We start from the raw sequence: 23,384 nt of genomic DNA on the forward strand, positions 1-23,384 counted from the left end.
CTGCTTTCGCGATGCTGATTCGTGCCTCTGGGCGCTGTTTTTGCTCTCGTGATGATGTTTCCTGTCTCGAGGCGATGTTTCTGCTCTCGGGCCGATGTTTCTGCTCTCGGGGCGATGTTTCCGCTCTCGGGGCGATGTTTCTGCTCTCGCGACGATGTTTCCTCTCTCGGGACGATGTTTCTGCTCTCGCGCCGATGTTTCCTCTCTCGGGACGATGTTTCCTCTCTCGGGACGATGTTTCCTCTCTCGGGTTGATGTTTCTACTCTCGCGCCGATGTTTCCTCTCTCGGGACGATGTTTCTGCTCTCGCGCTGATGTTTCTGCTTTCGCGCTGATGTTTCCGCTCTCGGGACGATGTTTCTGCTCTCGAGACGATGTTTCTACTCTCGCGCCGATGTTTCTGCTCTCCCGCATGTAAACAAAGTCACAAAAAAATTTTTATAAAAATGGTTGCTAAATCCAGATAAAAAAGTTAGACTAAAAAACGTTGAAAATCTAAGTGCAAAAATTAGCTTAGGGGGTATTTGATATGAAAGGTAAAGGCAATACAGCTAAACGGGAATTCACAGACAATTTGTGGTATATACCCCTAATTGTATTTATCGGTGCTATTATTGCGGTGAATTTCTATTAGCAAGCATTCCAAAAATTTTAATTCAAAATGACGGTCAACAGTCCTATTTAGAAAAGAAAAGGAATGTTGACCTTATTTATTGATAAAAATACTTCCGCAGTAGATGTGATTGCAATAAATACACGAAAAATAGACCCCCTCTTATCAAGAGAGGATCGCAAATACTTATTGATATTCCCTTCCGAAAACAATCAGTGTATTTTTTTATAACGTTGTTTCTTTTTTCTTTCTCGGCGGTATGTGGATAGCGCTTTCCGTCAACCCTTCTACTGCTTCTAGAATTGTTTCATTAAAACTTGGATGTGGATACATCGGAAAACGCAAATCTTCATCACGACCGACCATTTCGAGTGCTGTTACACCCGTATTTACTAATTCAATAGCGCCAGCACCAATCGCATGATACCCTAATAGTAAATCTGTATCAACATCCTTAATTAGCTTTGTAACCCCGTTTTTTTCATTGGCAATCATTGCATAGCTGTTGCCACTATGCGAGAATTGACTTGTTTTTACGTTATAGCCCTGTTCGATAGCTTCCGTTTCTGTCAGTCCAACTGAGGCAATTGGTGGCGTACTATGAACAACAGTTGGTATGAAAGTAAAATCAGCTTCACTCTGTAATCCTGCTATTATCTCCGCTGCTACTTTTCCTTGCTTAATCGCTTTTAAGGCAGATGGTGTTCCTGCTGTCACATCACCAACCGCAAAAATATGCTTTACTGTTGACCGCATTTGACTGTCTATATCGATATAGCCATCGTTCGTTATACGAATACCAATCCGCTCTGCTCCTAATGAATCAATCATTGGCTGTTGCTTCGTTTCAACATACACATGTGTTCCGGATATATCTTTTGCTTTTCCATCCTTTGACAGACTGATCTCTACAATTTGTTCAGAAGGTGTTAGCTTATCAATCGTATATCCTCGGTATACATTTATTTTTTCTTTTTTCAGTATGCGCTTCAGTTCCCTGTTTATGGTACCGTCAAATGGAAAATCAGTTTCTCCGTCTAAGACAATGGATACGTTGGCACCTAATTGATGAAAGCTAAATGCAACTTCTAATGAAATCGCATCCCGGCCACAGACAATTAGCTCCTCTGGCATTTCGTTATGATTGTAAACGGTGTCGGCAACTAAAAGGCGATCCTTATGATTCTGAAAACGTTCCGGAATGTCAGAGCTGCTCCCTGTTGCGATAATCGCATGCTTAAACTCAAACATTTCAAAACGATGACCAATTTCAACCCCGATTCGATTTTCAGCTAAGAAATTTGCCGTTCCTTTAACAACTTCAATCTGATTTTGAGTACATAACGCCTCCACCCCTTTTCTTAGTTGGGTGACTGTTTTTTCCCTATATTTTGTTAACTGATCATAATCAAAGCTTGCCTCACCAGTGGAAATTCCCAATGATTTGAAATTCGAGATCGAGGCAAGTTGTTTGGCTGCATGGGTGTGAACTTTAGATGGGATACAGCCTTTATTTAAACAAACCCCCCCAAGTTCCGCTTTTTCAATTAACGTCACTTGAACACCTAATTGCGCTGCACGAATAGCGGCATTGTATCCACCAGGTCCACCACCAATAATGATCAGTTCACGTTGTTCTGCAAATTCTCCAACTACCAATTAAACCAACTCCAATAATAACTTTTTCGGATCTTCAATTAACTCTGTAAACCGGTTCGTAAATGAAATAGCCAATGCACCATCTGCAACCCTATGATCAAATGAGAGCGACATAGTCATGATGGAACGAACTGCAATTTCATCATTTTCCATTACAACAGGTGTTTTTTTCGTTTTATGAAAGGCAATAATTCCTGTCTCCGGATGATTAATAATTGGTGTTGCGCCAACACCGCCAAGTGGCCCAACATTACTGATTGTGAATGTGCCATTTTTCATATCCTTAGGGGTTAATTTTCCATCCTGTGCCTTCTTTGTCAATGCCTTCATCTCTTTGTTAATTGTTTGTAATGACTTTTTATCAGCTTGCTGAAGTACAGGAACCATTAATCCAGAATCAGTATTTGTTGCAAGCCCAATATTGTAATCCGTTGCCAATCGAATAACTTCATTCTCTTCATCCAACCTTGCATTAAAAATACGATGCTCTTTTAACGTAATGACAATTGCCTTAATGAAAAAAGCTGCAACAGATATGTTCACACCATCTTCTTTAAGTTCATTGCGAAATTCAAGTACATTCGTTAAATCAGCCTCCTCAAAATGCGTTACATGTGGAATGGTAGTTAAAGAATGTGTCATTTTCGCTGCAATTTGTTTTCGTATTCCACTAAATGGGATTGTATCTGCTGCTGGTTGATCTGTGCTAAGGCTAGACGCATGATCTGGAACTTTCGCTTCTGTTTCAAGAGGCGGCGTATCACTTTTGGTAAATTGATAGACATCTGCGTCAGTCACACGGCCGGCGGGTCCTGTCCCGTGTATTTGTTCAATATCAATCCCAAGATCTCGTGCAATTTTTCTCGTATATGGTGCCGCCAAAATTCGTTTTGTTCGATTGGAGAACTCCTGTTGTTGTGGTATTGTTATTTTCTCTGTTTCCTGATGATTTTCTATCTTAGGGGCTTGGGGTTGTGACCCGTCTTGACCGTTATCAATTTCGATAAGTACCGTACCAACCGTTATCACATTTCCTGTTTCAAAATGAATTGTTTTAATTTTGCCTGCAGCTGGTGAGGGAATTTCCGCGACCATTTTATCTGTTTGCAATTCAACAAGTGGCTGATCAACCTTAACTTCATCACCCTCATTAACAAAGTAATGGAGAATTTCTCCCTCATTCATTCCTTCCCCAATATCACTAAATTTTACTTGAACCATGATTGCACCTCCTAAAAATTTACAACCTTTTGAATAGCATCTATTACACGATCAGGTGTCGGCAAATAATCATTTTCCAATGAAAATAATGGAACCGGAACATCGAAGCCTGTTACCCGCTGAATCGGCGCTCTTAGGTAAAGAAAAGATGTGTCATTAATGATCGAAGTAATTTCACTGCCAACCCCACCCGTTTCATGGGCCTCATGCACAATAACAACTCTTCCCGTCTTTTGTACTGATTCTGCAATGATGTCCTTATCGAGCGGATACAAAGTCCTTAGATCAATGACATCACATGTAATATTATGTTGCTTCATTTGCTCTGCAGAAGTCAATGCAATCGGCATCATCGCACCCCAGGCAAGAATTGTTACATCCTCCCCCGCTTCAACTAGTTTTCCTTTTCCAATCTCCACATGATATTTTTCTTTTGGTACATCCCCACGTTGCCCCCGATACAGACGCATTGGTTCTAAAAATAATACCGGGTCTGGATCCTCAATAGCTGCGATCAGTAACCCTTTTGCATCATGTGGTGTTGACGGACATACAACTTTAATTCCAGGCATATGTGTAAAAATCGCTTCCACACTGTCTGAATGGATTTCTGGTGAGCGAACCCCCGCACCATATGGGGCTCGAATTACCATTGGCAAATGATAATGTCCAAGTGTACGAGTCCGAGTCCGCGTTACATGTGTCGCAATTTGTTCATAGGCGGGATAAATAAACCCAAGAAATTGTATTTCCACAACTGGCCTTAATCCATTCATCGCCATTCCTACTGCAGCGCCAACAAATCCAGCCTCACTTAATGGTGTGTCAACCACGCGATTTTCACCATACTTTTCCTGCAAGCCATCCGTTGCCCGAAACACGCCACCATTTTTTCCGATATCTTCCCCTAATAAAAGTGTGTGGTTATCCTCTGCTAGCATCACATCTAATCCATCATTAATGGCTTGTATCAAGGTAAAGGAATTTGTCTCGATTTTCTGTTGACTTCGCTGCTTTTCTAAAGACATTACCATCGTTATTTGTTCCCCCCTAATGCCAAAAGGCTGTTCTTTTGTTTTTCGATTGTCCATGTAGGTTTTTCAAATACGTAATCAAACATGTCGGCAATCTTTGGCTTGTTGTAAGACTCCATTTTTTCAATTGCCTCATCCAATTCTGTTTGAATAGCTTGATTGATTCCGGAAGCCCATTCCGCATCCCACATGTCATTATTTTTCATAAACCGATCCATACGTAAAACGGGATCTATTTCATCCCGCATATCATTTAATTTGTCTTGGTCGCGATATTTGGATGGGTCATCCGCTGTTGTATGTGCACCAAACCGCCATGTAACAGCTTCAATTAATGTAGGACCATCCCCGCGTCGTGCTCGTTCAAGTGCTTCTTTCACAGCTACATGAACAGCGAAAACATCCATCCCATCAACCCGAATACCAGGGATACCGTACCCTTGTGCCTTTTGTGCAATTGTTTCCGAGTTCATTTGTTTTTCAACAGGAAGTGATATCGCAAAGCCATTGTTCTGGTTTAAAAAAACAACTGGCGCTTTAAATACACTAGCAATATTAAGCCCCTCATGAAAATCTCCTTCTGATGTTGCACCATCACCAAAATAGGCAATTGCTGCATTCGTTGTTCCTTTATACGTTTCTGCCATTGCAGCCCCTGCTGCATGAGGGATATGTGTCGCAATCGGAATGGATGCTGGTAATATGTGTTTTTCTTTTGACGGCAAACAACCCTCAATCCGTCCATTCCAATGAAGCAACATTCGGTCCAGATCGGCACCAAATGTTAGTGTTGCACCATGATCTCGATATGTTGGAAACATCCAATCATTCTCCATTAATGCTAGAGCGCTTCCAACTTGAGATGCTTCCTGGCCTGTAAATGGCACATAGGTTCCAATGCGACCCTGACGCTGCAAAGCAACTCCTTTTTGATCGTACGTTCGAATACGCATCATGTGATAGTACAGTTGTTTCGCTTTTTCCTCGGTCAACTCCGAACGATATTCTTTCGTAACGATTTCCCCTGTCTGGTCAACAATTTGAAAAAGAGGATACATCTCCTTCATTCAATCCCACCTTTTGTATTTTTAGCTTTACTCTTTGATATTCCACTTCGGTCTGCGGGTACGCACAAAGAAATTATTCCGGTTCTGTTCTTCTGTTAATCGTTTCTGGCATTTTTGATTTGCCGCCTCAACTGTTGTCACACAATCCAGATTTGCTTGTTCATAGATTTCCAACAGTGAATCATAGATTGCCTTTGTTTTTAGTAAAACACGCTCATGATTGGGACCATAAAGTTCATCTGCAACCTGTATTAGACCACCCGCGTTCACAATATAGTCTGGCGCAAATAAAATTCCTCTATCTAGAAGGTCTTGTGCATGACTATCTGCCTGTAATTGATTGTTTGCTGAACCTACGACAGCTTTTACTTTTAACTGCGAAATTGTTTGATCATTAATCACACCGCCCATTGCACATGGTACAAATACATCTGCATCAACATTATAAATATCCTCACTGTCCACTACGTTTACAATTGATCCCATTTCCTTAGCTTTTTCATTGATTGCTTCAATTGATGCCGTATTAATGTCTGTTACATATAAATTTGCACCTGATTTTAACAAATGCTCAGAAACCTTAAATCCGACCTTTCCTAATCCCTGAACAGCATACGTTTTCTCTGCTAAACTATCATTTCCATACAAATATTGATTGGTCGCTTCTAAGCCGTATATAACACCCTGCGCAGTCGGTACTGATGAATCACCACTGCCACCAAAAGCTTCAGGCACTCCATTAACGAAATTCGTTTCCTTTAACGCATGCACAAAGTCATCCATTGTGGTTCCCATATCTGTTCCCGTATAAAATCTTCCATTCAATGAATCTACAAATTGTCCAAATGCCCGAAACATAGCCGGAGACTTATCTTTTTTTGGATCGCCTATAATTACCGCTTTTCCTCCACCAAAATCGACATCAGCAGCAGCACATTTGGAGGTCATTCCTGCTGACAATCGGAGTACATCTTCAAGCGCATCATCAACAGTTGCATATGGATACATCCGTGTTCCACCTAAAGCGGGGCCAAGTGTTGTATCATGAATTGCGATAATTGCTTGTAAGCCTGTTTTAGGATCGTTACAAAACATCACCTGTTCATGTTCAGCTATTTTTTGAAACGTATCGAGTTCCATTGTCCTGTTCTTTTCCAATTGTTTCATTTCAAATTTCCTCCCTTAATATCAGTAATATTATCCTTCAGAATTTGCAGTTTCATATGTCCCAAGTTTTGCTTCAATTATTTTTTTAGGAAGTATGGCCTGTTTAACTTCCCCTTTTCCAATTAAACCTTGCTCATTTTCCACACAAACATCTGTCACAATTTCGCTTTTAGTAAAATCAGTGACAGTTGCTGTTACACTAATTTTCGTACCTAATCCAGAAGGTGCAATATGTTTGACTGTCACAGCAGATCCCATTCCTTCTTCATGATCCTCCAAAAATGGCAATAAAAGTTTTCTTGAAGCCCATTCCATGTGGTATACCATAGATACCGTCGAATACGCTGGATGCACGATTTCACCATCAAATTGTGCAACCATTTCATTTGTCACTACGGCAGTTAGAGTCGCTGAATCACCGACCTTCAACCCTTCTTTCATTTGATTATCCATCCTTTCAAAATTACTAGATTTCGTCAAAAGCATGTTAATGATTATGTAGTTTCCAACCGTTTGTATCCGCTTTCATAATATCCGTTGAAATGATTTACGAGCTAGTGCGGATATGATAGCTCATAAAAAATTAAAATATTTAAATATATCTGTATGTTACAATATTCTTTTTATTTAGTCAACAGTTAACAGTTAACCAAATTGAAATACGAAAATAGTCCCCAATCCAATATATCGGACTAGGGACTGAAGAAAATCCTTCCTATTTTATTTTGTATCAATATGCATTAATACACCTTCCAAGCCTTTATTAATATGCTTTTTCATTATTGTTGCAGCTTCTTCCTCGTTTCCCTCTAACAAGATCTGATAAATCCGTTCATGCTCCTCAACAAAAGACGGGTAAAAGTCTCCGTTCACCATGCTTGTGCGCATATAATGAATCTTCGTCCTGATGACGTCCAATAATTCCATTAACTGTTTATTCTTTGATGCTGTAATGATAATATCGTGAAATTGCTGGTCCAATTTTCCCAATTCCATACTTTTATCATTTGCAAACGCTTGGCTTGTTTCTTTTAAATTTGTCGCCAATTGCTTTTGCTCTTCATCAGAAATATGCTTAATTGCCAAGCTGATCGCTAATGTTTCTAAACTCTCACGGCACTGAAAAATCTCCACAACATCTTGAACAGTTGGCTGATAAACGCGAACAAAGCCATCATTATAATTAAGCAATCCATCTTGTATAAGCATACGAAGTGCTTCACGAACTGGCCCCCTACTAATACCAAGTTTGTCAGCCATCCTAGCCTCTACCACACGTTCAGAAGGTTGATAATCTCCCTCCAAAATTCCTTTTTTTATAATATTGTAGGCTTGCAAATGGAGAGATTCAGGTTTAACAATACGACTCATAATGACCTCCAGATGAATTATATTATTATGGATAATTGTCTATTATATAGAAATTTAAAGAATTAGCAAAATAAAACGCAAAATAAAACCCGAATAGAAACGTTCCAAAAACGTTCCTATTCGGGTTCATTCTCACTCATAGCAGAAGATCTTGCATTAAAACGCTAGCGATACATATTTTGTTTCTAAAAATTCCTCAATTCCTTGATGGCCGCCTTCTCTACCCAAACCACTTTCTTTAAATCCACCAAATGGTGCTTGCGGTGTTGAAGGGCCTCCATCATTCAGTCCAATAATACCATATTCCAATGCCTCACTAATTCGAAGTGCCTTTCCTATATTTTCCGTAAATACATATGCAGCCAATCCAAATGGCGTATTGTTTGCTCGTTGAATTACTTCTTGTTCATCTGTAAAGGAAGCGATTGGCATCAATGGTCCAAATGTTTCTTCATTCATACAAAGCATGTCATCATTTGCATTCATAACAATAGTCGGCTTATAATAATTGCCATGTTCCGTATCGTACTGATTCCCACCTTGTTTTATTTGTGCACCTTGTTCAACCGCATCTTCCACATGTGCGGTAACTTTTTCAAGTGCTGATTTATCGATCAGTGGGCCAATATCTGTACCTTCTTCCAAACCGTCCCCTATCTTAAGTTTAGAAACCGCTTTGGAAAGTTTCTCTGTAAAAGCCTGCTCAATGGACGTATGTACATATACACGATTTGTACAAATACAAGTTTGTCCAGCATTACGGAATTTAGATGCGATAACACCAGCTACAGCTTTATTTAAATCCGCATCATCCATCACAATGAATGGTGCATGCCCACCAAGCTCGAGCGATATTTTTTTCACTGTATCTGCTGCATCACGCATAAGCAATTTACCAACTTCTGTAGATCCCGTAAATGTTACCTTTCTTACGCGACTATCATCTGACCATGTTTTGCCGATTTTACTGGAGCTACCCGTAATAATATTAATTACTCCTTTTGGAAAACCTGCTTTTTCCGCTAATTCCACTAATTTAAAGGCAGTTAAAGGTGTCTGTGTAGCTGGCTTAATAACAACGGTACATCCAGCTGCAAGTGCAGGTGCAACTTTTCTGGTAATCATTGCAGCAGGGAAATTCCATGGTGTAATTGCCGCAATTACACCAACTGGCTGCTTATGGACGAAAATTCGCTTGTTTTGCTGTGAAGCAGGAATCGTTTCGCCATATACTCTTTTCCCTTCTTCCGCATACCAAGAGATGAAACCATTGGCATAATTCACCTCACCAACCGCCTCTTTCAACGGCTTTCCTTGTTCTAATGTCATTATTTTACCAATTGTTTCTTTTTCTTCATCGATCAGTTGATGCCACTTGGTTAATAGTTTAGAGCGTTCTTCTGCTGTTTTATGTGACCATTCAGGAAATACAGTACTTGCTGCATCTACCGCTTGTCTCGCTTCATTCTCCCCGCCCTTTGGTATTGTTGCGATTACGTCATCTGTCGCAGGATTATAAACATCGATTTGTTCTAATTCTTCTCCAACCCATTTGCCATTTATATACATTTTATAGTCTTTTTGCAATGTACACACCCCTAAAGTAATCAATTTTTCACTCTACTATTCTATTACACGAAAGCTAGTTGTTAAAACGTGTATGAATATTGTTTTTCTTGTATGTGGGATTACTAAATTCATATAATTCCATTGATAATGCTAAATAACGTTCCTCGAACATTTCTTGGAAGTGACGCTCCATTTCATTAAAAAGGTCATCACAAAGTGCGGTTTTATCTGCTTCTGAACGACCTTTTCCAAGTTTAAGTGTCGCATGAACAAATGCATCATCATCCGATCCATCGGCTATCAGATAATCAGTTAATTCGATTGCCCTGATCCTAAGCCCCCCAACTGGGATAATTTGCTGATGGGAAAGAAACACACGATTCATTTTTTGAAGTAAACCTGGTACGTCTGCCTCTGACTTAATATTATCCGTGTATTCAATATAAAAATGTGGCATATGATTTTTCCCCTCTCTTACATTTTACGCTTTCTAATCAATTGGTAAAAGCATCATCACCTATAATTGTATTGACAAGACTGCCAACACCCTCAATTTCCGTGATCACTTCATCACCGACTTTGGTATCTACAGGGCCCTTAGGTGTACCTGTTAAAATAATATCCCCAGCGTTTAACGTCATAAAGCTACTAAGGTATTCAATCAGTTCAGGAACACCCAAAATCATATCCGCTGTTGTTCCCTCCTGTGTTTTTTCCCCATTAACATATGTACGCAATGTTAGATTCATTGGGTTCTTAATATCTTTCGCATCTACCAACCAAGGGCCGATCGGTGTGCATGTATCACGGTTTTTCGCTCGCAAGTTCGGTCGATAGTAATTTTCTAGATAATCACGAATAACGTAATCATTTGCAATTGTGTACCCTGCAACGTAATCATAAGCATCTTCTTTCTTCACATGTTTACATGGTCCATTCATTACCACTGCCAATTCACATTCATAGTGCATAAATGTTACATCACTCGGGCGGTAAGTCTGTCCTCGATGTCCGATCAATGTATTAGGTCCTTTCAAAAACACTAATGGTTCCTTTGGTGCGCTAAAAGATAATTCTTTTGCATGGTCCTCATAATTCAACCCTAACGTGAAAATAGTATTCGGAATTACCGGTGACAGCCATTCCACTTCATTTTCGCTAACCACTCTACCATCGGGTAATGTTAGTTTCCCATCTTTTTCAATCGCATGTTGAAGTGATCCTTTATATACAACACGTGCATGCTTCATCTAACAATCCCTCCCAACACATCTTCCTCTTTATGAATTGTATTTTTCAATGTACCAATACCTGCAATCTCAATTTGAACATGATCATTTTCTTTTGCTAACGGGGCATGTTCCGGAACACCAACCATAAGCGTATCTCCCGCATAAAGTGTCATAAATGAGGTAACATCGGCAAGTAATTTCCTAACTGACCGAATCAAATTTTTTGTGTTATTTTCTTGTTTCAATTCGCCATTAATTGAAACACTTATGGCCAATTCATCAGGATTTTCGATCGCATCCCGTTCCATAATCCATGGACCTACAGGGCAAAACCCATCACGGGCTTTTTCCTTGATGGCAGGTCGGTAAACACTGTCATGCGGGATGCTTACATCATTAACTATCGTATAACCAAATACATAATCCAAGGCTTCTTCTTCCTTTACTTTTGATGCTTGTTTACTAATAACAATGCCCAAAGCCGCTCCCATTTCCAATTCGGAAACATGATTAGGCATAGGGATTGCTGCCTCCGCACTAATTTGTGTGTTTGTTGGTTTAATATATAAAATAGGTGCTTTTGGGGGTTTTTTGTAAGGGTCTTTATTCATAGAACTCTCCAATGCTTCATAGACACCTTGATAGTTTAATAGCGTTCCATAAATGGTTCCGGATAGTGGTACATCAACCGGAAGTTCGTCCACCTTATATTCAGATCCGTTTATTTTTACTGTCTGATCGTTGAAATTCACTGTTCCTTCATTTAATTGCTGTACACCGCGCATCTTCAATTTCACCTTGCTCATGCTACCACTCCTCCCTTAAACTCTAGTCAGAAAAACAGACCAGTTGTTTACTGGCCTTAAAGCTATTATTTTAGCATTGTGTGTTGCTATCTGCCCCGCAGCCCGTATACACTTCGCTTTCCGGGGGCGGCTGGAGAGCCTCCTCGTGCTAACGCACTGCGGGGTCTCACCGATGCCTCTCTTCCCCCAGGAGTCTACGTGTATACGGGCTGCTTGCGAGGAAATATATGCATATGCTTTAATATTTCCCTGTAATCAAGCATCAAAATAATTGTAATAATATTATAAAGAAGCACAACACCAGCGGAGGAAAAACACATAAACTCCTGCGGGAAAAGCAACGGCTGAAGATCCCGCAGGACAAGGAAAGCTTCGGCAGCGTTACATCGCACGCAGAAAAAGCAATTTTCCTTTTTCAAGGAAGTGCTTTTCTTCCGAGGAAGCTGAAGCGTTGCCCTAAGGTCCGCGTAGTGTATTTTCCGTAGCGGCAATTTTGAACACTACTTACATTGCACTCTATATCTATTGTGTAAAAAACAACAACTTTTTAGAAAACAGACAAAATCAAAGTTATAAAACTACCTTACGCGTATTCTTCTGCTTGATAGCACCCATACTTCCCGGAATAAAATGTTAGTGGGTGGCCATCTTTCAAATCTAGTTCAATCACTCTGCCGATAAATAGGGTGTGGTCTCCAACGACAAAGGATCGGTCTAGATCACAAACAATTGAAGCCAATGATCCATTCACAACAGGTACATCACGGATTAATTCAAAATCGATGTCTTCTTCCTCTTTTTTCTGACCTGCGAAATGCATGGAAATATTTTGCTGTTGATCAGAAAGAATATTAACAGCGAATTTGCCAGCCTGCTTAATCTTTTCAAGCATATGTGCATTGTTATCTATGGAAATAGAGATTAGCTTTGGATCCATCGAAACAGACATGAAAGCATTGGCAGTCATCCCCCGAATTTCACTTCCTGCTTTCGTTGTAATGACAGTCACCCCAGTGGCAAACTTCCCCATTGCATTCCGGAAAACGCGATCATCCATCATTTATCATGCTCCTTTCCCTTTATTTTTTTAAGATGAAACAGTAGTTGCTGCCGATATGCTGTTTAAAAATTTTATTGAAATGTCCTTTGCACTACAATCAAATGGTTCATTCACAAATATTCTGTTATCAGTATATGAATTTCGGTAAAATACGCCATTGATCGTTTTTTTGCCATTCGATAGTTTTACTTCATATTTTCCCGGCTTTGGCAACATACCATTATCATGGATTTGTACAGCTAACACACCAGCTCTTTTTTGCTGGATTATTGCGCCTTTCAAGGTATAATTCATTCCTAAATAATATGGAACCATTTCAATATTTCCTTCACTCAGCAATTCCCTTATACGTGTGGAGCTAATTTTTTGGCCATGAAATGTTTGTTTAGGAATAATACTTAAACCAAATTCCCCCTTTTTCGCTTCTTTTTTTAGGAAGTGTGTGTCACCTTGGGCTTTGAACCCAAATGTAAAGTCAAAGCCGACGACAACATGTTTCGTATTTGTGGCTCTAATATAATTCGTTATAAAATCAATTGGAGGAAGGGAAGCGAATGACTTATTAAATGTAACAACAAATAATTTTTCCACTCCAAGTTCAGCCATTTTCTCAACCTTTTGTGGTAATGGTGTTAGATATTCCCTGTTTTTGTCCCCTTTAATGACTTCATCAGGATGCGGACTAAACGTCATTGCCGAAAATACAATACCTTTTTTCTCCGCTATCTGTTTTGCACGATTCAACAATTGTTGATGTCCTAGATGTACGCCATCAAAAAATCCAATTGCCAGGACCTGTTCGTCACTATTTATTTGTCCGATCGGGTGTGTTACATAATATACTTCCATTCTACTTCTCCCTTCCGTATTTTTTTCAAAGCTGTTATAAATCACACAATGAAGTCAGGTTTTCTCTGTTCTAAATTTGCTTCACTAACGGAAACAGGCTGCCCTCTGTTTAAATCAACAAATTGCATTGCCTCATTAAACCAACTTTCAGGTGGTTCATGTCCCCAGAATGTTGCTCGTTGCGGATCGTCCAAATCCCATCGTATAGGCTCAAAATCAGAATCCCCTGTAAAATAATCACCAGTATACAATTCAACACGGTTTCCATCAGGATCACGTAAATATAGGAAAAAGGCATTTGACAACCCATGACGTCCAGGACCTCGCTCAATACTGCTTGCATATCCAAGTGAAGCAAGGACATCACACGTGTGAATAACGCTCATTGGATCACTAAGCCAGAATCCTACATGATGCAAACGTGGGCCTTTACCATTCATAAAGGCGATATCATGGACAGCCGGTTTACGGTGTAACCATGCAGCCCAAATATCATCATTTTTTGTTGTCGTATATTCCGAACAAGCGTAACCAAGTTCGTTAACATAAAAGTCGTATGCTTTTTGCACATTTGGTACCATACAATTAAAGTGATCAATTCGCTGCATCCTAGACCCTCTATATTGATCATAACGCTGCAGCATTCGTTCAACTGTATCCATGCTGCAAAAGAATTCAATTGGAATGCCTGAAATATCTTGAACCCTTAAAGAACGCCCAATTGCATGTTGACTTCCGTTTTCAAACCATTTTGTCTGTATTCTCTTTCCCTCAAAGTAAGCCGCAAGTTTATCTAAATCTTCTTCTTGCTCTACTTTATAACTGATGACCTCGACACCTGGCTGATCTGCCTTTTTCAGCACATAGCTATGATGTCCCCGTTCCTCTAACCCTCTTAAATAGATATATTGATCATCAGATTCAGTCTCAATAAATCCTAACCCATTAACATAAAAGTCTCTGGCAGCATTTAAATCTGTCACCCTAACAATTGCTCGGGCTGTACGGATAATGTTAAATTTTCCAGTCATATTCTCCCCCCTTACGCCTTTACTAGACCTGGCTTCGAAACATTTAAACTATCAAGGAATTCCTTCACACGTTCTTTATATGGATCTTTGTCATAGTTATCAAAATAAGCCATTCCCATTTTGATTGGATCTCCAAAGAAATAATATTCATAATGGGTTTGCCGATTTCCAAAGGCGCTCATCGTTAAGTCCCAAGCTAAGCGGAATATTTGTACACGTTCATATCCTTCCACATTTTTACCTTGCATTGCCCGGTGAAGAATTGGGCCAATTTCGTCATTTGAAAAGTCAGCATATGTCGGAATACCCATCAAACCAGATGCCCCAAGAATACGTACAATTTCCGCCATACGCGGATATACACGCGGATACCAATTTCTAGCAGCGTCTAATGCAGCAAAATCCGGTGTCATCATACCCCATTTATCAATTTTTGCATTATGTTCTGCCCTGTATAGATGCGATTTCATTGTTTCTAGTGTCAACATGATCTCGGTTCCCTTATCTTTGACATGTTGAAAACCATCGATGCCAATCGAATCCATTAGTGTCAGTACGACACCAAGCAGGAATTCCGTTTTCGCTACCCCTTTGGAAATTACTTGATGAGACATATGGGATACAGCATTCGTTTCGCCAAATGCCCGATTACAAATAGATGAATTTTCACAAACAAAAACGCGATCCCAAGGCACGAGGACATTATCAAACGCTACTATCGTGTCCCCTTCTTCAAACGTTGCACTTAAAGGATGATCAAATTTGTTTTTTCCATAATCGAATGATTCACGTGATAAATACTTCAAGCCTGGTGTGTTATTTGGCAGGGCAAACGCAAGTGAATATGGATCATCAAGCTCACCTGACTTTTTAACAGTAGATGGGAATACAAGAATCTCATCTGTAATTCCACCTTGTGTTGCTAATAACCTGATTCCATCGACAATGATGCCTTCATCCGTTTTCTTTACAAGATGAAGTGCAACGTTCGCATCCTTTTGTTCCGCTTGGATTTTAGCACGGTTCACCTGTGGATGGATAAGTGTATGGGTTAAACTAATATCATTCTCGCGTGCATACTCTGCATATTTCTTAGCGTTTTCAGCAAACATCGGGTCGCCTTCTGCAAAAAATTCACTAGCTTCTCCCATTGCCATTACATCAGCATTAAGATAGTCAGGCGAACGTCCCATTAATCCATTTGTAAAATGTTGCCATTCCATTATTGCTTCACGACGTTCAATTAAATCGTCGATCGTTTTCGGAACCATAAATGTTTTACCAACTTTATTACCGGTAGTTGGATTCGTATAAAGCATTTTTTCTGGCCTTTCATATTGAAGGTCATACAGTTTTGCCATTGATTGAATAACATTTTTAAATGCTGCATGTTCCGTCACATCATCTACTCGTTCCCCATGAATATACACATTATTATTTGCTTTTTTTAGACGTTCAATATATTCTTTCCCTGTTTTTGCTGGCATTGTTTTTCCTCCTTGTTATGAATATGAATTAATTTTTCTTCTTTCCGAATTGTGGAATATGGTGATCCTTCAGTGCAACATGAATAACTTGATGTTCTGTGTAAAAATCAAATGCATAGTGACCACCTTCTCTGCCAATACCACTTGATTTGGAACCACCAAACGGAATACGTAAATCACGAACATTTTGTGAGTTAATCCACAACATTCCCGAATCAACTGCCTGTGCTACCCGGTGTCCACGCTGAATATCTTTCGTCCATACATATCCGGCTAGACCGTATTCCACATCATTCGCCAACGCAATAACTTCTTCCTCTTCCTTAAATTTCATTACAGTAAGAACCGGACCAAATACTTCCTCTTGGGCAACTGTTTTATCATTCGTAACATTTAAGATCATGGTTGGGGCTACAAAATTACCTTGCTTCATTGACGCTGGTACATTTCCGCTAACAATATCTGCCCCTTCTTCCTTTGCTATTTCCAAATAACGTTTTACATTGTTAAAATGTGTTGGATGAATAAGTGGCCCAACCTGTGTTTCCTCATCTAATGGATCGCCGACGACAATGTTATCCACTCGTTCTTTCAATCTTTCAACAAATTCATCATAAATACTTTCATGTAAGAATAAACGTGAATTTGCTGTGCAGCGTTCCCCATTAAAAGAGAAAATCCCCCATGTACAAGCATCAAGTGCTCGCTCAAAATCTGCATCATCAAAAACAATAATTGGTGATTTACCACCTAGTTCCATTGAATACCGTTTTAAAGTATCTGCACCATTCTTGGTAATTTCTGAACCTGTTTTCGTCTCGCCTGTAAACGAAATTAATTTGACATCAGGATTGGCAACAAGGGATGCACCCGCAGTTTCGCCAAATCCGTGTACGACATTGAAAACCCCTTCAGGAAGGCCAACTGAATCAATTAACTCCGCAAGTTTATTCGCTGTCAGCGGTGACCATTCCGCTGGTTTTAAAACAACCGTATTGCCTGTTGCCAATGCAGGAGCAATTTTCCATGTTTCCAGCATAAATGGTGCATTCCATGGTGTAATTAATCCGGCAACCCCAATTGGTTTGTGGATTGTGTAATTAATGAACTCGTCATCCACCTGGTAAGCTTCACCAACCATTCTGCTTGATACCATCTCCGCATAAAAGCGAAAGTTTTTCGCGGCACGAGCAACCATTTTTTTCGTCTGACTGATCGGAAGGCCTGTATCATACGACTCAAGTGGAGCAATTTCTTCCACATGTTCATCAATAACATCCGCTATTTTGTTGATAAATTCTAAGCGCTCGGAAACCTTCATTTTCCCCCATGGTCCCTTGAATGCTTTATCTGCCGCAGTAACCGCCTTATCAATATCTGCTTGATCGCCTTCAGCAATTTGATTGATTACTTCATTCGTAAACGGATTTAAATTTTCAAATGTTTTACTTGATTCTGCATCCACAAATTTACCATTTACATACAATTGAATATCTTTTACATCTAAATCAGTTACCATTTGTTGTTTGTCAAGTTGCTTTTGCGTCATACGAATCGCTCACTCCTTTTAATGTTTTGTACGTTTCCTAGTATTAATGTTGAACCGTTTCCTTTACATCAGCGTAATCTTGTAAAACATTCTTAATTTCCGCTTGAAGTTCTTTCGAAGGTACATCCATTGGCATTCTTAATGTTGGATTGATTTTTCCAAGCATACCTAATGCAGCTTTTGCTGGTGCTGGATTTGTGTCCTTAAATAACACATCGTTAAGTGGCATTAATTCAAAATGTAAATCCTGGGCGCGTTTAATGTCTCCTTCGTTCCACGCATTGTGCATTTCTGCAACTTTAGCCGGCGCAACATTTGCAGTAGCACTAATGGAACCCGCACCACCGATAGCAAGCATCGGGTAACATAGTAATTCAATACCAGAATATAGAAGGAAGTCCCTGCCACAATGAAGTAATACACGGTTAACATGTTCAAAATCTTTATTTGATTCCTTAACCCCAATAATATTCGGACAATCTTTGCTTAACCTTGCTAACGTTTCTACTTCAAGGTTAACCGCTGTTCTTCCAGGAATGTTATAGACGATAATTGGAAGATCTACAGAATCGGCAACTGTTTTGTAGTGTTTATATAGTGCTCCTTGATTTGGTTTGTTGTAATATGGAACAATTACTAACGCAGCATCCGCACCGATCTCAACTGCTTTTTTTGTTAAGTACATCGTTTCATCGTGGTTTGTTGTACCGGTTCCTGGTAAAAACGGAACTCTCCCATCAATTGCTTTCATCGCTGTTTCCATTACCTTTACACGTTCATCTACGGTTAAAGAACTCGGCTCACCACTTGTTCCTGTTACCGAAATAGCATGGCTGCCACTTTTAATTTGCCAGTCAATTAAGTTTTCAAGCGATTCAAAGTCGATGGAACCGTTTTCATTAAATGGTGTAATAACAGGACAAATGGAGATACCGCGCAATCGTTGCTTCGTTTCTTCAAGGTTAGGCATATCTATTTTCGCTCCTTTTTAAATTATTTGAATTTTTCCTTATATTTAAATACTATCATGACAGTGAGTATATTAAAAATATCTAATTAATTTCATTCGTATATGAAAAATATATACTTTTCCCAATTATTTAGAAATTACTTCCTTTTTCAATGTATCCGCACCTGTCTTGTTAGCATGTTTATCTTTAGTCATTAAACTAACGACAATAAAAACTGCAGCAGATAGTGGTAAAGCATAAAATAATGGATCAATATGTGTCATGGGAAATCCAGCTAATGCTGTTTTTCCGAATAATGCGTTGGAAATACCAAAAGCAGCCGCCTCTTTTTCATGGAAAAATACAAAGCCAATAATACTGATCACAAAACCGACTACAACACTTGCATTAGCGCCAGTTCTTGTCCCCTTTCTCCAAAAGAGTGCCCCGATTAATACCGGCAAGAAACCAGCCGCACAAATTCCAAACCAGAATGCCGTTGCCTGCGCAATGACACCACCAGGTAACACATACGCAAGTAATACCGCTGCAACCATTCCAATAATAACGCCTAATCTTGCTAGTCCTGCCTTCTTTCCAAAGATCGATGTAATCCCCATTTTTTTCAAAATATCTTCACTAAAAGAAGATGCTTGTACATGAATGAGAGAACTTACCGTTGACAATACTGCAGAAACCGCAGTCAGTGTAAATAAATAAACAAACCAATCTGGCATCATCTGACCAATTAAAATAGGAACAACCGTGTCTGGATTACCACCTGCCACACTCATAGAAAGCGCACCTTCTGTATTCGAGAAGTAGACATTACTAAGCGGTCCAATCATGTATATTGCACCAGTCATAAAAAATATAAATACCCCACCAATTAACACGGAACGGTATAAAGAACGATCATCTTTAACAGTCATAGCCCTCATTGCCAATTGCGGTTGGGCCAACACACCGATACCCACTCCCATTATCAATGTACTGACAAGTGTCCACCATAATGGTGATCCAAATTCTGGCATTGATGTCCAACCTTGGTGCCCTTGTGCTACCAAATCCTCCGGCACAAGATCTTTCATCGCTGTCAGAGCACTATGTCCAGCCGTAACACCACCGACAGCCTGATATGTTATAAAGAGAAAAATAGCCATCATCACTAGCATAACTAATCCAGCAAAAGCATCCGTATACATAACAGCCTTTAGTCCACCACTTAGCACATATGCACTCACAACGGCAGCAATGAGAAAAAGGGCTACATGGAAGTTAACCCCTAACGCTTCTTCCAAAAAACGTCCCCCACCAACGAGAACGATACTCGTATATGCCGGCATGAAAATAAAGATCATCACCCCGGAAAAAATAGTAATAAAATTAGACTGATAACGTTCCCCTAATAAAGATGGGAATGTAAACACATTTAACTTCCTTGAAAGCCGCCGTATTCGGGTGCCGAAAATCGCAAAGGCCACAAAGACCCCTAATACAATATTCAAAAACGCCAGCCACAGCAAACTAAAACCATATGACGAAGATACGCCTCCAAAACCAATCAGTGAAGACGTACTGATAAACGTGGCACCATAGGAAAGTGCCATGACAACAGGGTTTATGTTCCCACCAGCTACCAAGTAATCTGCCTCTGTAACTGTTTTTCGATATCCATAATAAGCTAAACCTGACATAATCAAAAAGTAAACAACAAGCAATGGAATAAATACGGCTAAGTTCATTCCTTTCCATCTCCTTCGTAATTCCAAAACACAACCCCAAATATGACGCAGCCAACTGCTGATAAAATCGTAGCAATCCAGGAAAGTGTAATAATTCCATCTTCCATCCCAAGCATGATTCAATTCCTCCTAACTTATTTTTTTCTTGATTCTTAATACAAGGCTGTTTTCGCATAAATTGTTGCTTTCTGCTCCGCGACCCGTTTCTTCGTAAGCTACAATCTATATAACAGCCTTACATAAAATAATAATTTTAGTTAAAGACCTCACCTCCCAAAATAAATAGCACCTATTCTCGGGTTGATGTTTCTGTTCTCGGGTCGATGTTTCTGCTCCCCAGTATAAATAATCAATTCACGATTCAGAGTTTTCGCTATATTCACTATTGAAAAGGTTATCATAATGGTTTACAATATGTGAAATATCTATTTACTTGGCAAAGTATATGTTAAAAATATAAAGCAGGGGGAAAATGGAATGGACATGAGACAATTGCGCTATTTTCACACAATTGCTTCTGAGGGACAAATAACTCGTGCTGCAAAAAAACTTCATATGGCTCAACCACCTTTAAGTCAAACGTTAAAAATGCTTGAGGATGAATTAGGCGTAACATTACTTGAACGCAATGGAAGAAAAATGGAATTAACTGAAGCGGGAATCGTTTTATATAAAAAAGCGGAAACCCTCTTCCATTCTCTAAATGAAGCTGTCGTGGAGGTAAAAGAAACAGGAAAAGGAATTAAAGGAAGGCTGTCGATCGGCTGTGTGAAATCATGTTTTTCTTTCATCCCAGAACGAATAAGTAAATTTCGCAAGCAGTATCCGAATGTTACCTTTGAATTAAGAGAGGGCGATTCATTCCGTTTAGCCGAACAATTATATAGCCGGAATATCGATCTCGCAGTTGTACGTTTGCCGTTGGAAATGAGAGCGTTTTCCTCGATTTCTTTACCGGATGAAAATTACGTCGCTGTATTACCAGAAAGTTGGGTTAACGAAAATTCTAAAATGACTATCTCCATGAAAGAATTAGCAAAAACGCCGCTATTACTATTACTTCGAATTAGTGGTGTGGGACAGTATGAGATCATCATCGATCAATTTAAAAACCATGGTCTAAAGCCAAATGTTATTTGCGAATGCCCTGATGCCGATATGATATTGGAACTTGTCACGGAAGAAATCGGCGCAACTGTTATACCTAAATCGGCCATTTCTAACCTTCATCAGTCCGGAATAAATGTATTACAGATTGAAGATGCGAATATTGTATCCCAGTCTTCCGTTATATGGTTGAAGGATCGTTACCTATCAAAAAGCGCCCATCGATTTATTGATTTATTCCATGGTGAAGTTAAACAAATAATGTAATTTTAAAAGTACATGCAAAAAAATCGTGCAATAAAACTCCCTATTAAGGAAACTTTACAGCACGATTCATTAAGCTATCACTCCGAAACTGGCCGATTACTTGCCTTAGATTTAATTTTGTTCGTATCCCCAACACCTGGCCGGGAGTTTTTAATAAAGAATGCCAATACGAGTGCGATAACTGCGAATACACCTGCAACGATAAATGATACGTTTACGCCATGTACAAATCCTTGAACACCTTCTTCAGGTATTGCACTATTTGTCATAACAGTTACAAGTAATGCTGTTCCAACCGCTCCAGCTACCTGTCTCATGGTGTTGTTCATTGCTGTACCATGTGGAATTAAGTCTGTTGGCAATTGATTCAATCCAGCTGTTGTAACAGGCATCATGACCATAGAAATACCAAACATTCGGATCGCATTAACCGTTGCTATATACGTAAATGTTGTATCCTTCGTCATGTCAGCAAACATGAACGTTGTAACAACAACAATCGTTAATCCGATAATTGCAAGCCATTTTGCACCAAACTTATCAAATAATCTCCCGGTAATTGGGTTCATTACTCCCATTAAAGCCGCACCTGGTAACAGAGCTAAGCCGGATTCGAATGCAGTAAACCCGAGCATATTTTGCATAAGTAATGGTAAAACAACCGCTGCACCGATCATGGCAATAAATACGACCATACCAAGAATCGTTGTTAATGTGAATATTTTATTTTTAAATACCCTGAATTCTAAGATTGGTTGTTCCAGTTTCATCTGTCTTAGGATAAACCATGTCAGCGCTAATGCGCCAATAATCATAGAAATAACGACCTGTGAACTGCCCCATCCACTATTTCCTGCTGTACTAAATCCATATAGCAAACCGCCAAATCCTAAAGTGGATAAGATAATGGATAAAATGTCAAGCTTCGGAAATGTCTGATCGGTAATGTTTTTGAGCATAAAATAAGCAACAATAATATCGATGATAATGATTGGCAAAATGATATAAAATAAACTTCTCCATGGAAATTGTTCAACCATCCAACCTGATAATGTTGGGCCTATTGCCGGAGCAAAAGCAATTACTAACCCAAACATTCCCATCGCTGTTCCTCGTTTTTCAATTGGAAAGATGAGGAATAAAATGGTTTGCATCAATGGCATAATAATACCTGCACCGGCAGCTTGAAGAATTCGTCCCACCATCAATAGAGAAAAAGTTGGTGCAATGGAACAAATTGCAGTACCTAAAGCAAACACACCCATTGCGGTAAGAAATAGACCTCTAGTGGTAAAACGTCCAATTAAAAACGCTGTAATCGGAATCATGATGCCATTAACAAGCATAAAAATGGACTGCAGCCATTGTGCAACGTTTGCATCCAAATCTAAATCGCTCATTATATGCGGCAGAGCTGTCGCTAAAAGTGTCTGATTCAAAATAGCAACAAAGGCCCCCGAAATTAAGACAATCATTATTGGGATTTTGTTGATTTCTCCAGATTGTGCTGGAGCTTGACTATTAGCCATAATCTTCCTTCTTTCTATTTAAAAATTGATAACCTTATCGTTTCCCAGTAAGCCCTTTTTATGAATTTGTA

General features: G+C 39.5%; 22 protein-coding genes. 1 reads left to right on the forward strand and 21 read right to left on the reverse strand.

What is annotated here, in order from left to right:
* The 20 genes from C8270_RS20100 to C8270_RS20775 form a co-directional block, all read right to left on the reverse strand.
* The coding region (locus C8270_RS20100) for a hypothetical protein (RefSeq protein ID WP_199794695.1) at window positions 1-414 on the reverse strand (414 nt) is incomplete at its 3' end.
* 424 nt (window positions 415-838) lie between these two features.
* Window positions 839-2,272, reverse strand: coding sequence for a dihydrolipoyl dehydrogenase family protein (locus tag C8270_RS16910; RefSeq protein ID WP_106497960.1), 1,434 nt, complete (start codon window positions 2,270-2,272; stop codon window positions 839-841).
* Window positions 2,273-3,493 (reverse strand): dihydrolipoamide acetyltransferase family protein, encoded by a 1,221-nt coding sequence (locus C8270_RS16915; protein WP_106497961.1) that lies wholly within the window; start codon window positions 3,491-3,493, stop codon window positions 2,273-2,275.
* Between the two features lie 11 nt (window positions 3,494-3,504).
* Window positions 3,505-4,527: an alpha-ketoacid dehydrogenase subunit beta gene (locus C8270_RS16920; protein WP_442785832.1), complete on the reverse strand. Its 1,023-nt coding sequence runs from the start codon at window positions 4,525-4,527 to the stop codon at window positions 3,505-3,507.
* Between the two features lie 2 nt (window positions 4,528-4,529).
* Window positions 4,530-5,594: a pyruvate dehydrogenase (acetyl-transferring) E1 component subunit alpha gene (gene pdhA, locus C8270_RS16925; protein WP_106497962.1), complete on the reverse strand. Its 1,065-nt coding sequence runs from the start codon at window positions 5,592-5,594 to the stop codon at window positions 4,530-4,532.
* Between the two features lie 27 nt (window positions 5,595-5,621).
* Window positions 5,622-6,761: a Leu/Phe/Val dehydrogenase gene (locus tag C8270_RS16930; protein WP_106497963.1), complete on the reverse strand. Its 1,140-nt coding sequence runs from the start codon at window positions 6,759-6,761 to the stop codon at window positions 5,622-5,624.
* A 30-nt stretch (window positions 6,762-6,791) separates the two neighbouring features.
* Entirely contained in the window at window positions 6,792-7,202 is a 411-nt protein-coding gene (locus C8270_RS16935) for a thioesterase family protein (RefSeq protein WP_106497964.1), read from the reverse strand.
* 279 nt (window positions 7,203-7,481) lie between these two features.
* A complete protein-coding gene (locus C8270_RS16940) occupies window positions 7,482-8,132 on the reverse strand; it encodes a GntR family transcriptional regulator (protein WP_106497965.1) in 651 nt (216 codons plus the stop codon).
* Window positions 8,133-8,288: 156 nt separating this feature from the next.
* Window positions 8,289-9,701 carry an NAD-dependent succinate-semialdehyde dehydrogenase gene (locus C8270_RS16945; protein WP_106498581.1) on the reverse strand — a complete coding sequence of 471 codons (1,413 nt, stop codon included), beginning with the start codon at window positions 9,699-9,701 and terminating at the stop codon, window positions 8,289-8,291.
* Between the two features lie 73 nt (window positions 9,702-9,774).
* On the reverse strand, window positions 9,775-10,158 hold the full coding sequence (locus tag C8270_RS16950; RefSeq protein ID WP_106497966.1) for a 5-carboxymethyl-2-hydroxymuconate Delta-isomerase: 384 nt from the start codon (window positions 10,156-10,158) through the stop codon (window positions 9,775-9,777).
* A gap of 37 nt (window positions 10,159-10,195) precedes the next feature.
* Window positions 10,196-10,951 (reverse strand): fumarylacetoacetate hydrolase family protein, encoded by a 756-nt coding sequence (locus C8270_RS16955; RefSeq protein WP_106497967.1) that lies wholly within the window; start codon window positions 10,949-10,951, stop codon window positions 10,196-10,198.
* Window positions 10,948-11,739, reverse strand: a complete 792-nt coding sequence (locus tag C8270_RS16960) for a fumarylacetoacetate hydrolase family protein (RefSeq protein WP_106497968.1) — start codon at window positions 11,737-11,739, stop codon at window positions 10,948-10,950. The genes C8270_RS16955 and C8270_RS16960 overlap by 4 nt, the downstream gene beginning before the upstream one ends.
* Before the next feature lie 583 nt (window positions 11,740-12,322).
* Complete coding sequence (locus tag C8270_RS16965; protein ID WP_106498582.1) at window positions 12,323-12,796, reverse strand: flavin reductase family protein; 474 nt, start codon at window positions 12,794-12,796, stop codon at window positions 12,323-12,325.
* 30 nt (window positions 12,797-12,826) lie between these two features.
* Window positions 12,827-13,648 carry an FAD synthetase family protein gene (locus C8270_RS16970; protein WP_106497969.1) on the reverse strand — a complete coding sequence of 274 codons (822 nt, stop codon included), beginning with the start codon at window positions 13,646-13,648 and terminating at the stop codon, window positions 12,827-12,829.
* A 41-nt stretch (window positions 13,649-13,689) separates the two neighbouring features.
* Window positions 13,690-14,679, reverse strand: a complete 990-nt coding sequence (gene hpaD / locus C8270_RS16975) for a 3,4-dihydroxyphenylacetate 2,3-dioxygenase (RefSeq protein WP_106497970.1) — start codon at window positions 14,677-14,679, stop codon at window positions 13,690-13,692.
* Between the two features lie 11 nt (window positions 14,680-14,690).
* Entirely contained in the window at window positions 14,691-16,166 is a 1,476-nt protein-coding gene (gene hpaB / locus C8270_RS16980; protein ID WP_106497971.1) for a 4-hydroxyphenylacetate 3-monooxygenase, oxygenase component, read from the reverse strand.
* Window positions 16,167-16,194: 28 nt separating this feature from the next.
* The gene (gene hpaE / locus C8270_RS16985) at window positions 16,195-17,715 is read right to left on the reverse strand and encodes a 5-carboxymethyl-2-hydroxymuconate semialdehyde dehydrogenase (RefSeq protein WP_199794696.1); all 1,521 of its coding nucleotides are present in this window, start codon (window positions 17,713-17,715) and stop codon (window positions 16,195-16,197) included.
* A gap of 43 nt (window positions 17,716-17,758) precedes the next feature.
* Entirely contained in the window at window positions 17,759-18,685 is a 927-nt protein-coding gene (hpaI, locus tag C8270_RS16990; RefSeq protein ID WP_106497972.1) for a 2,4-dihydroxyhept-2-ene-1,7-dioic acid aldolase, read from the reverse strand.
* Window positions 18,686-18,811: 126 nt separating this feature from the next.
* Window positions 18,812-20,410 (reverse strand): sodium:solute symporter family protein, encoded by a 1,599-nt coding sequence (locus tag C8270_RS16995; RefSeq protein WP_106497973.1) that lies wholly within the window; start codon window positions 20,408-20,410, stop codon window positions 18,812-18,814.
* The gene (locus tag C8270_RS20775; RefSeq protein ID WP_325034790.1) at window positions 20,407-20,526 is read right to left on the reverse strand and encodes a symporter small accessory protein; all 120 of its coding nucleotides are present in this window, start codon (window positions 20,524-20,526) and stop codon (window positions 20,407-20,409) included. Before C8270_RS20775 ends, C8270_RS16995 begins: the two co-directional genes overlap by 4 nt.
* Before the next feature lie 361 nt (window positions 20,527-20,887).
* On the opposite strand from C8270_RS20775, the gene C8270_RS17000 reads away from it, so the two are divergent.
* The gene (locus tag C8270_RS17000) at window positions 20,888-21,784 is read left to right on the forward strand and encodes a LysR family transcriptional regulator (RefSeq protein ID WP_106497974.1); all 897 of its coding nucleotides are present in this window, start codon (window positions 20,888-20,890) and stop codon (window positions 21,782-21,784) included.
* 77 nt (window positions 21,785-21,861) lie between these two features.
* On the opposite strand, the gene C8270_RS17005 is transcribed toward C8270_RS17000, so the two are convergent.
* Window positions 21,862-23,313, reverse strand: coding sequence for a DHA2 family efflux MFS transporter permease subunit (locus C8270_RS17005; RefSeq protein WP_106497975.1), 1,452 nt, complete (start codon window positions 23,311-23,313; stop codon window positions 21,862-21,864).
* Window positions 23,314-23,384: the final 71 nt, after the last annotated feature.

Source organism: Lentibacillus sp. Marseille-P4043 (assembly GCF_900258515.1).
Taxonomy (GTDB): domain Bacteria; phylum Bacillota; class Bacilli; order Bacillales; family Amphibacillaceae; genus Lentibacillus_C.

Bases quoted from the DNA above. Each gene is read 5' to 3' on its own strand.
- C8270_RS16915 (WP_106497961.1), bottom strand. From the start codon at position 3,493: ATGGTTCAAGTAAAATTTAGTGATATTGGGGAAGGAATGAATGAGGGA.
- C8270_RS16920 (WP_442785832.1), bottom strand. From the start codon at position 4,527: ATGGTAATGTCTTTAGAAAAGCAGCGAAGTCAACAGAAAATCGAGACA.
- pdhA (WP_106497962.1), bottom strand. From the start codon at position 5,594: ATGAAGGAGATGTATCCTCTTTTTCAAATTGTTGACCAGACAGGGGAA.
- C8270_RS16930 (WP_106497963.1), bottom strand. From the start codon at position 6,761: ATGAAACAATTGGAAAAGAACAGGACAATGGAACTCGATACGTTTCAA.
- C8270_RS16935 (WP_106497964.1), bottom strand. From the start codon at position 7,202: ATGAAAGAAGGGTTGAAGGTCGGTGATTCAGCGACTCTAACTGCCGTA.
- C8270_RS16940 (WP_106497965.1), bottom strand. From the start codon at position 8,132: ATGAGTCGTATTGTTAAACCTGAATCTCTCCATTTGCAAGCCTACAAT.
- C8270_RS16945 (WP_106498581.1), bottom strand. From the start codon at position 9,701: ATGTATATAAATGGCAAATGGGTTGGAGAAGAATTAGAACAAATCGAT.
- C8270_RS16950 (WP_106497966.1), bottom strand. From the start codon at position 10,158: ATGCCACATTTTTATATTGAATACACGGATAATATTAAGTCAGAGGCA.
- C8270_RS16955 (WP_106497967.1), bottom strand. From the start codon at position 10,951: ATGAAGCATGCACGTGTTGTATATAAAGGATCACTTCAACATGCGATT.
- C8270_RS16960 (WP_106497968.1), bottom strand. From the start codon at position 11,739: ATGAGCAAGGTGAAATTGAAGATGCGCGGTGTACAGCAATTAAATGAA.
- C8270_RS16965 (WP_106498582.1), bottom strand. From the start codon at position 12,796: ATGGATGATCGCGTTTTCCGGAATGCAATGGGGAAGTTTGCCACTGGG.
- C8270_RS16970 (WP_106497969.1), bottom strand. From the start codon at position 13,648: ATGGAAGTATATTATGTAACACACCCGATCGGACAAATAAATAGTGAC.
- hpaD (WP_106497970.1), bottom strand. From the start codon at position 14,679: ATGACTGGAAAATTTAACATTATCCGTACAGCCCGAGCAATTGTTAGG.
- hpaB (WP_106497971.1), bottom strand. From the start codon at position 16,166: ATGCCAGCAAAAACAGGGAAAGAATATATTGAACGTCTAAAAAAAGCA.
- hpaE (WP_199794696.1), bottom strand. From the start codon at position 17,715: ATGACGCAAAAGCAACTTGACAAACAACAAATGGTAACTGATTTAGAT.
- hpaI (WP_106497972.1), bottom strand. From the start codon at position 18,685: ATGCCTAACCTTGAAGAAACGAAGCAACGATTGCGCGGTATCTCCATT.
- C8270_RS16995 (WP_106497973.1), bottom strand. From the start codon at position 20,410: ATGAACTTAGCCGTATTTATTCCATTGCTTGTTGTTTACTTTTTGATT.
- C8270_RS20775 (WP_325034790.1), bottom strand. From the start codon at position 20,526: ATGCTTGGGATGGAAGATGGAATTATTACACTTTCCTGGATTGCTACG.
- C8270_RS17000 (WP_106497974.1), top strand. From the start codon at position 20,888: ATGGACATGAGACAATTGCGCTATTTTCACACAATTGCTTCTGAGGGA.
- C8270_RS17005 (WP_106497975.1), bottom strand. From the start codon at position 23,313: ATGGCTAATAGTCAAGCTCCAGCACAATCTGGAGAAATCAACAAAATC.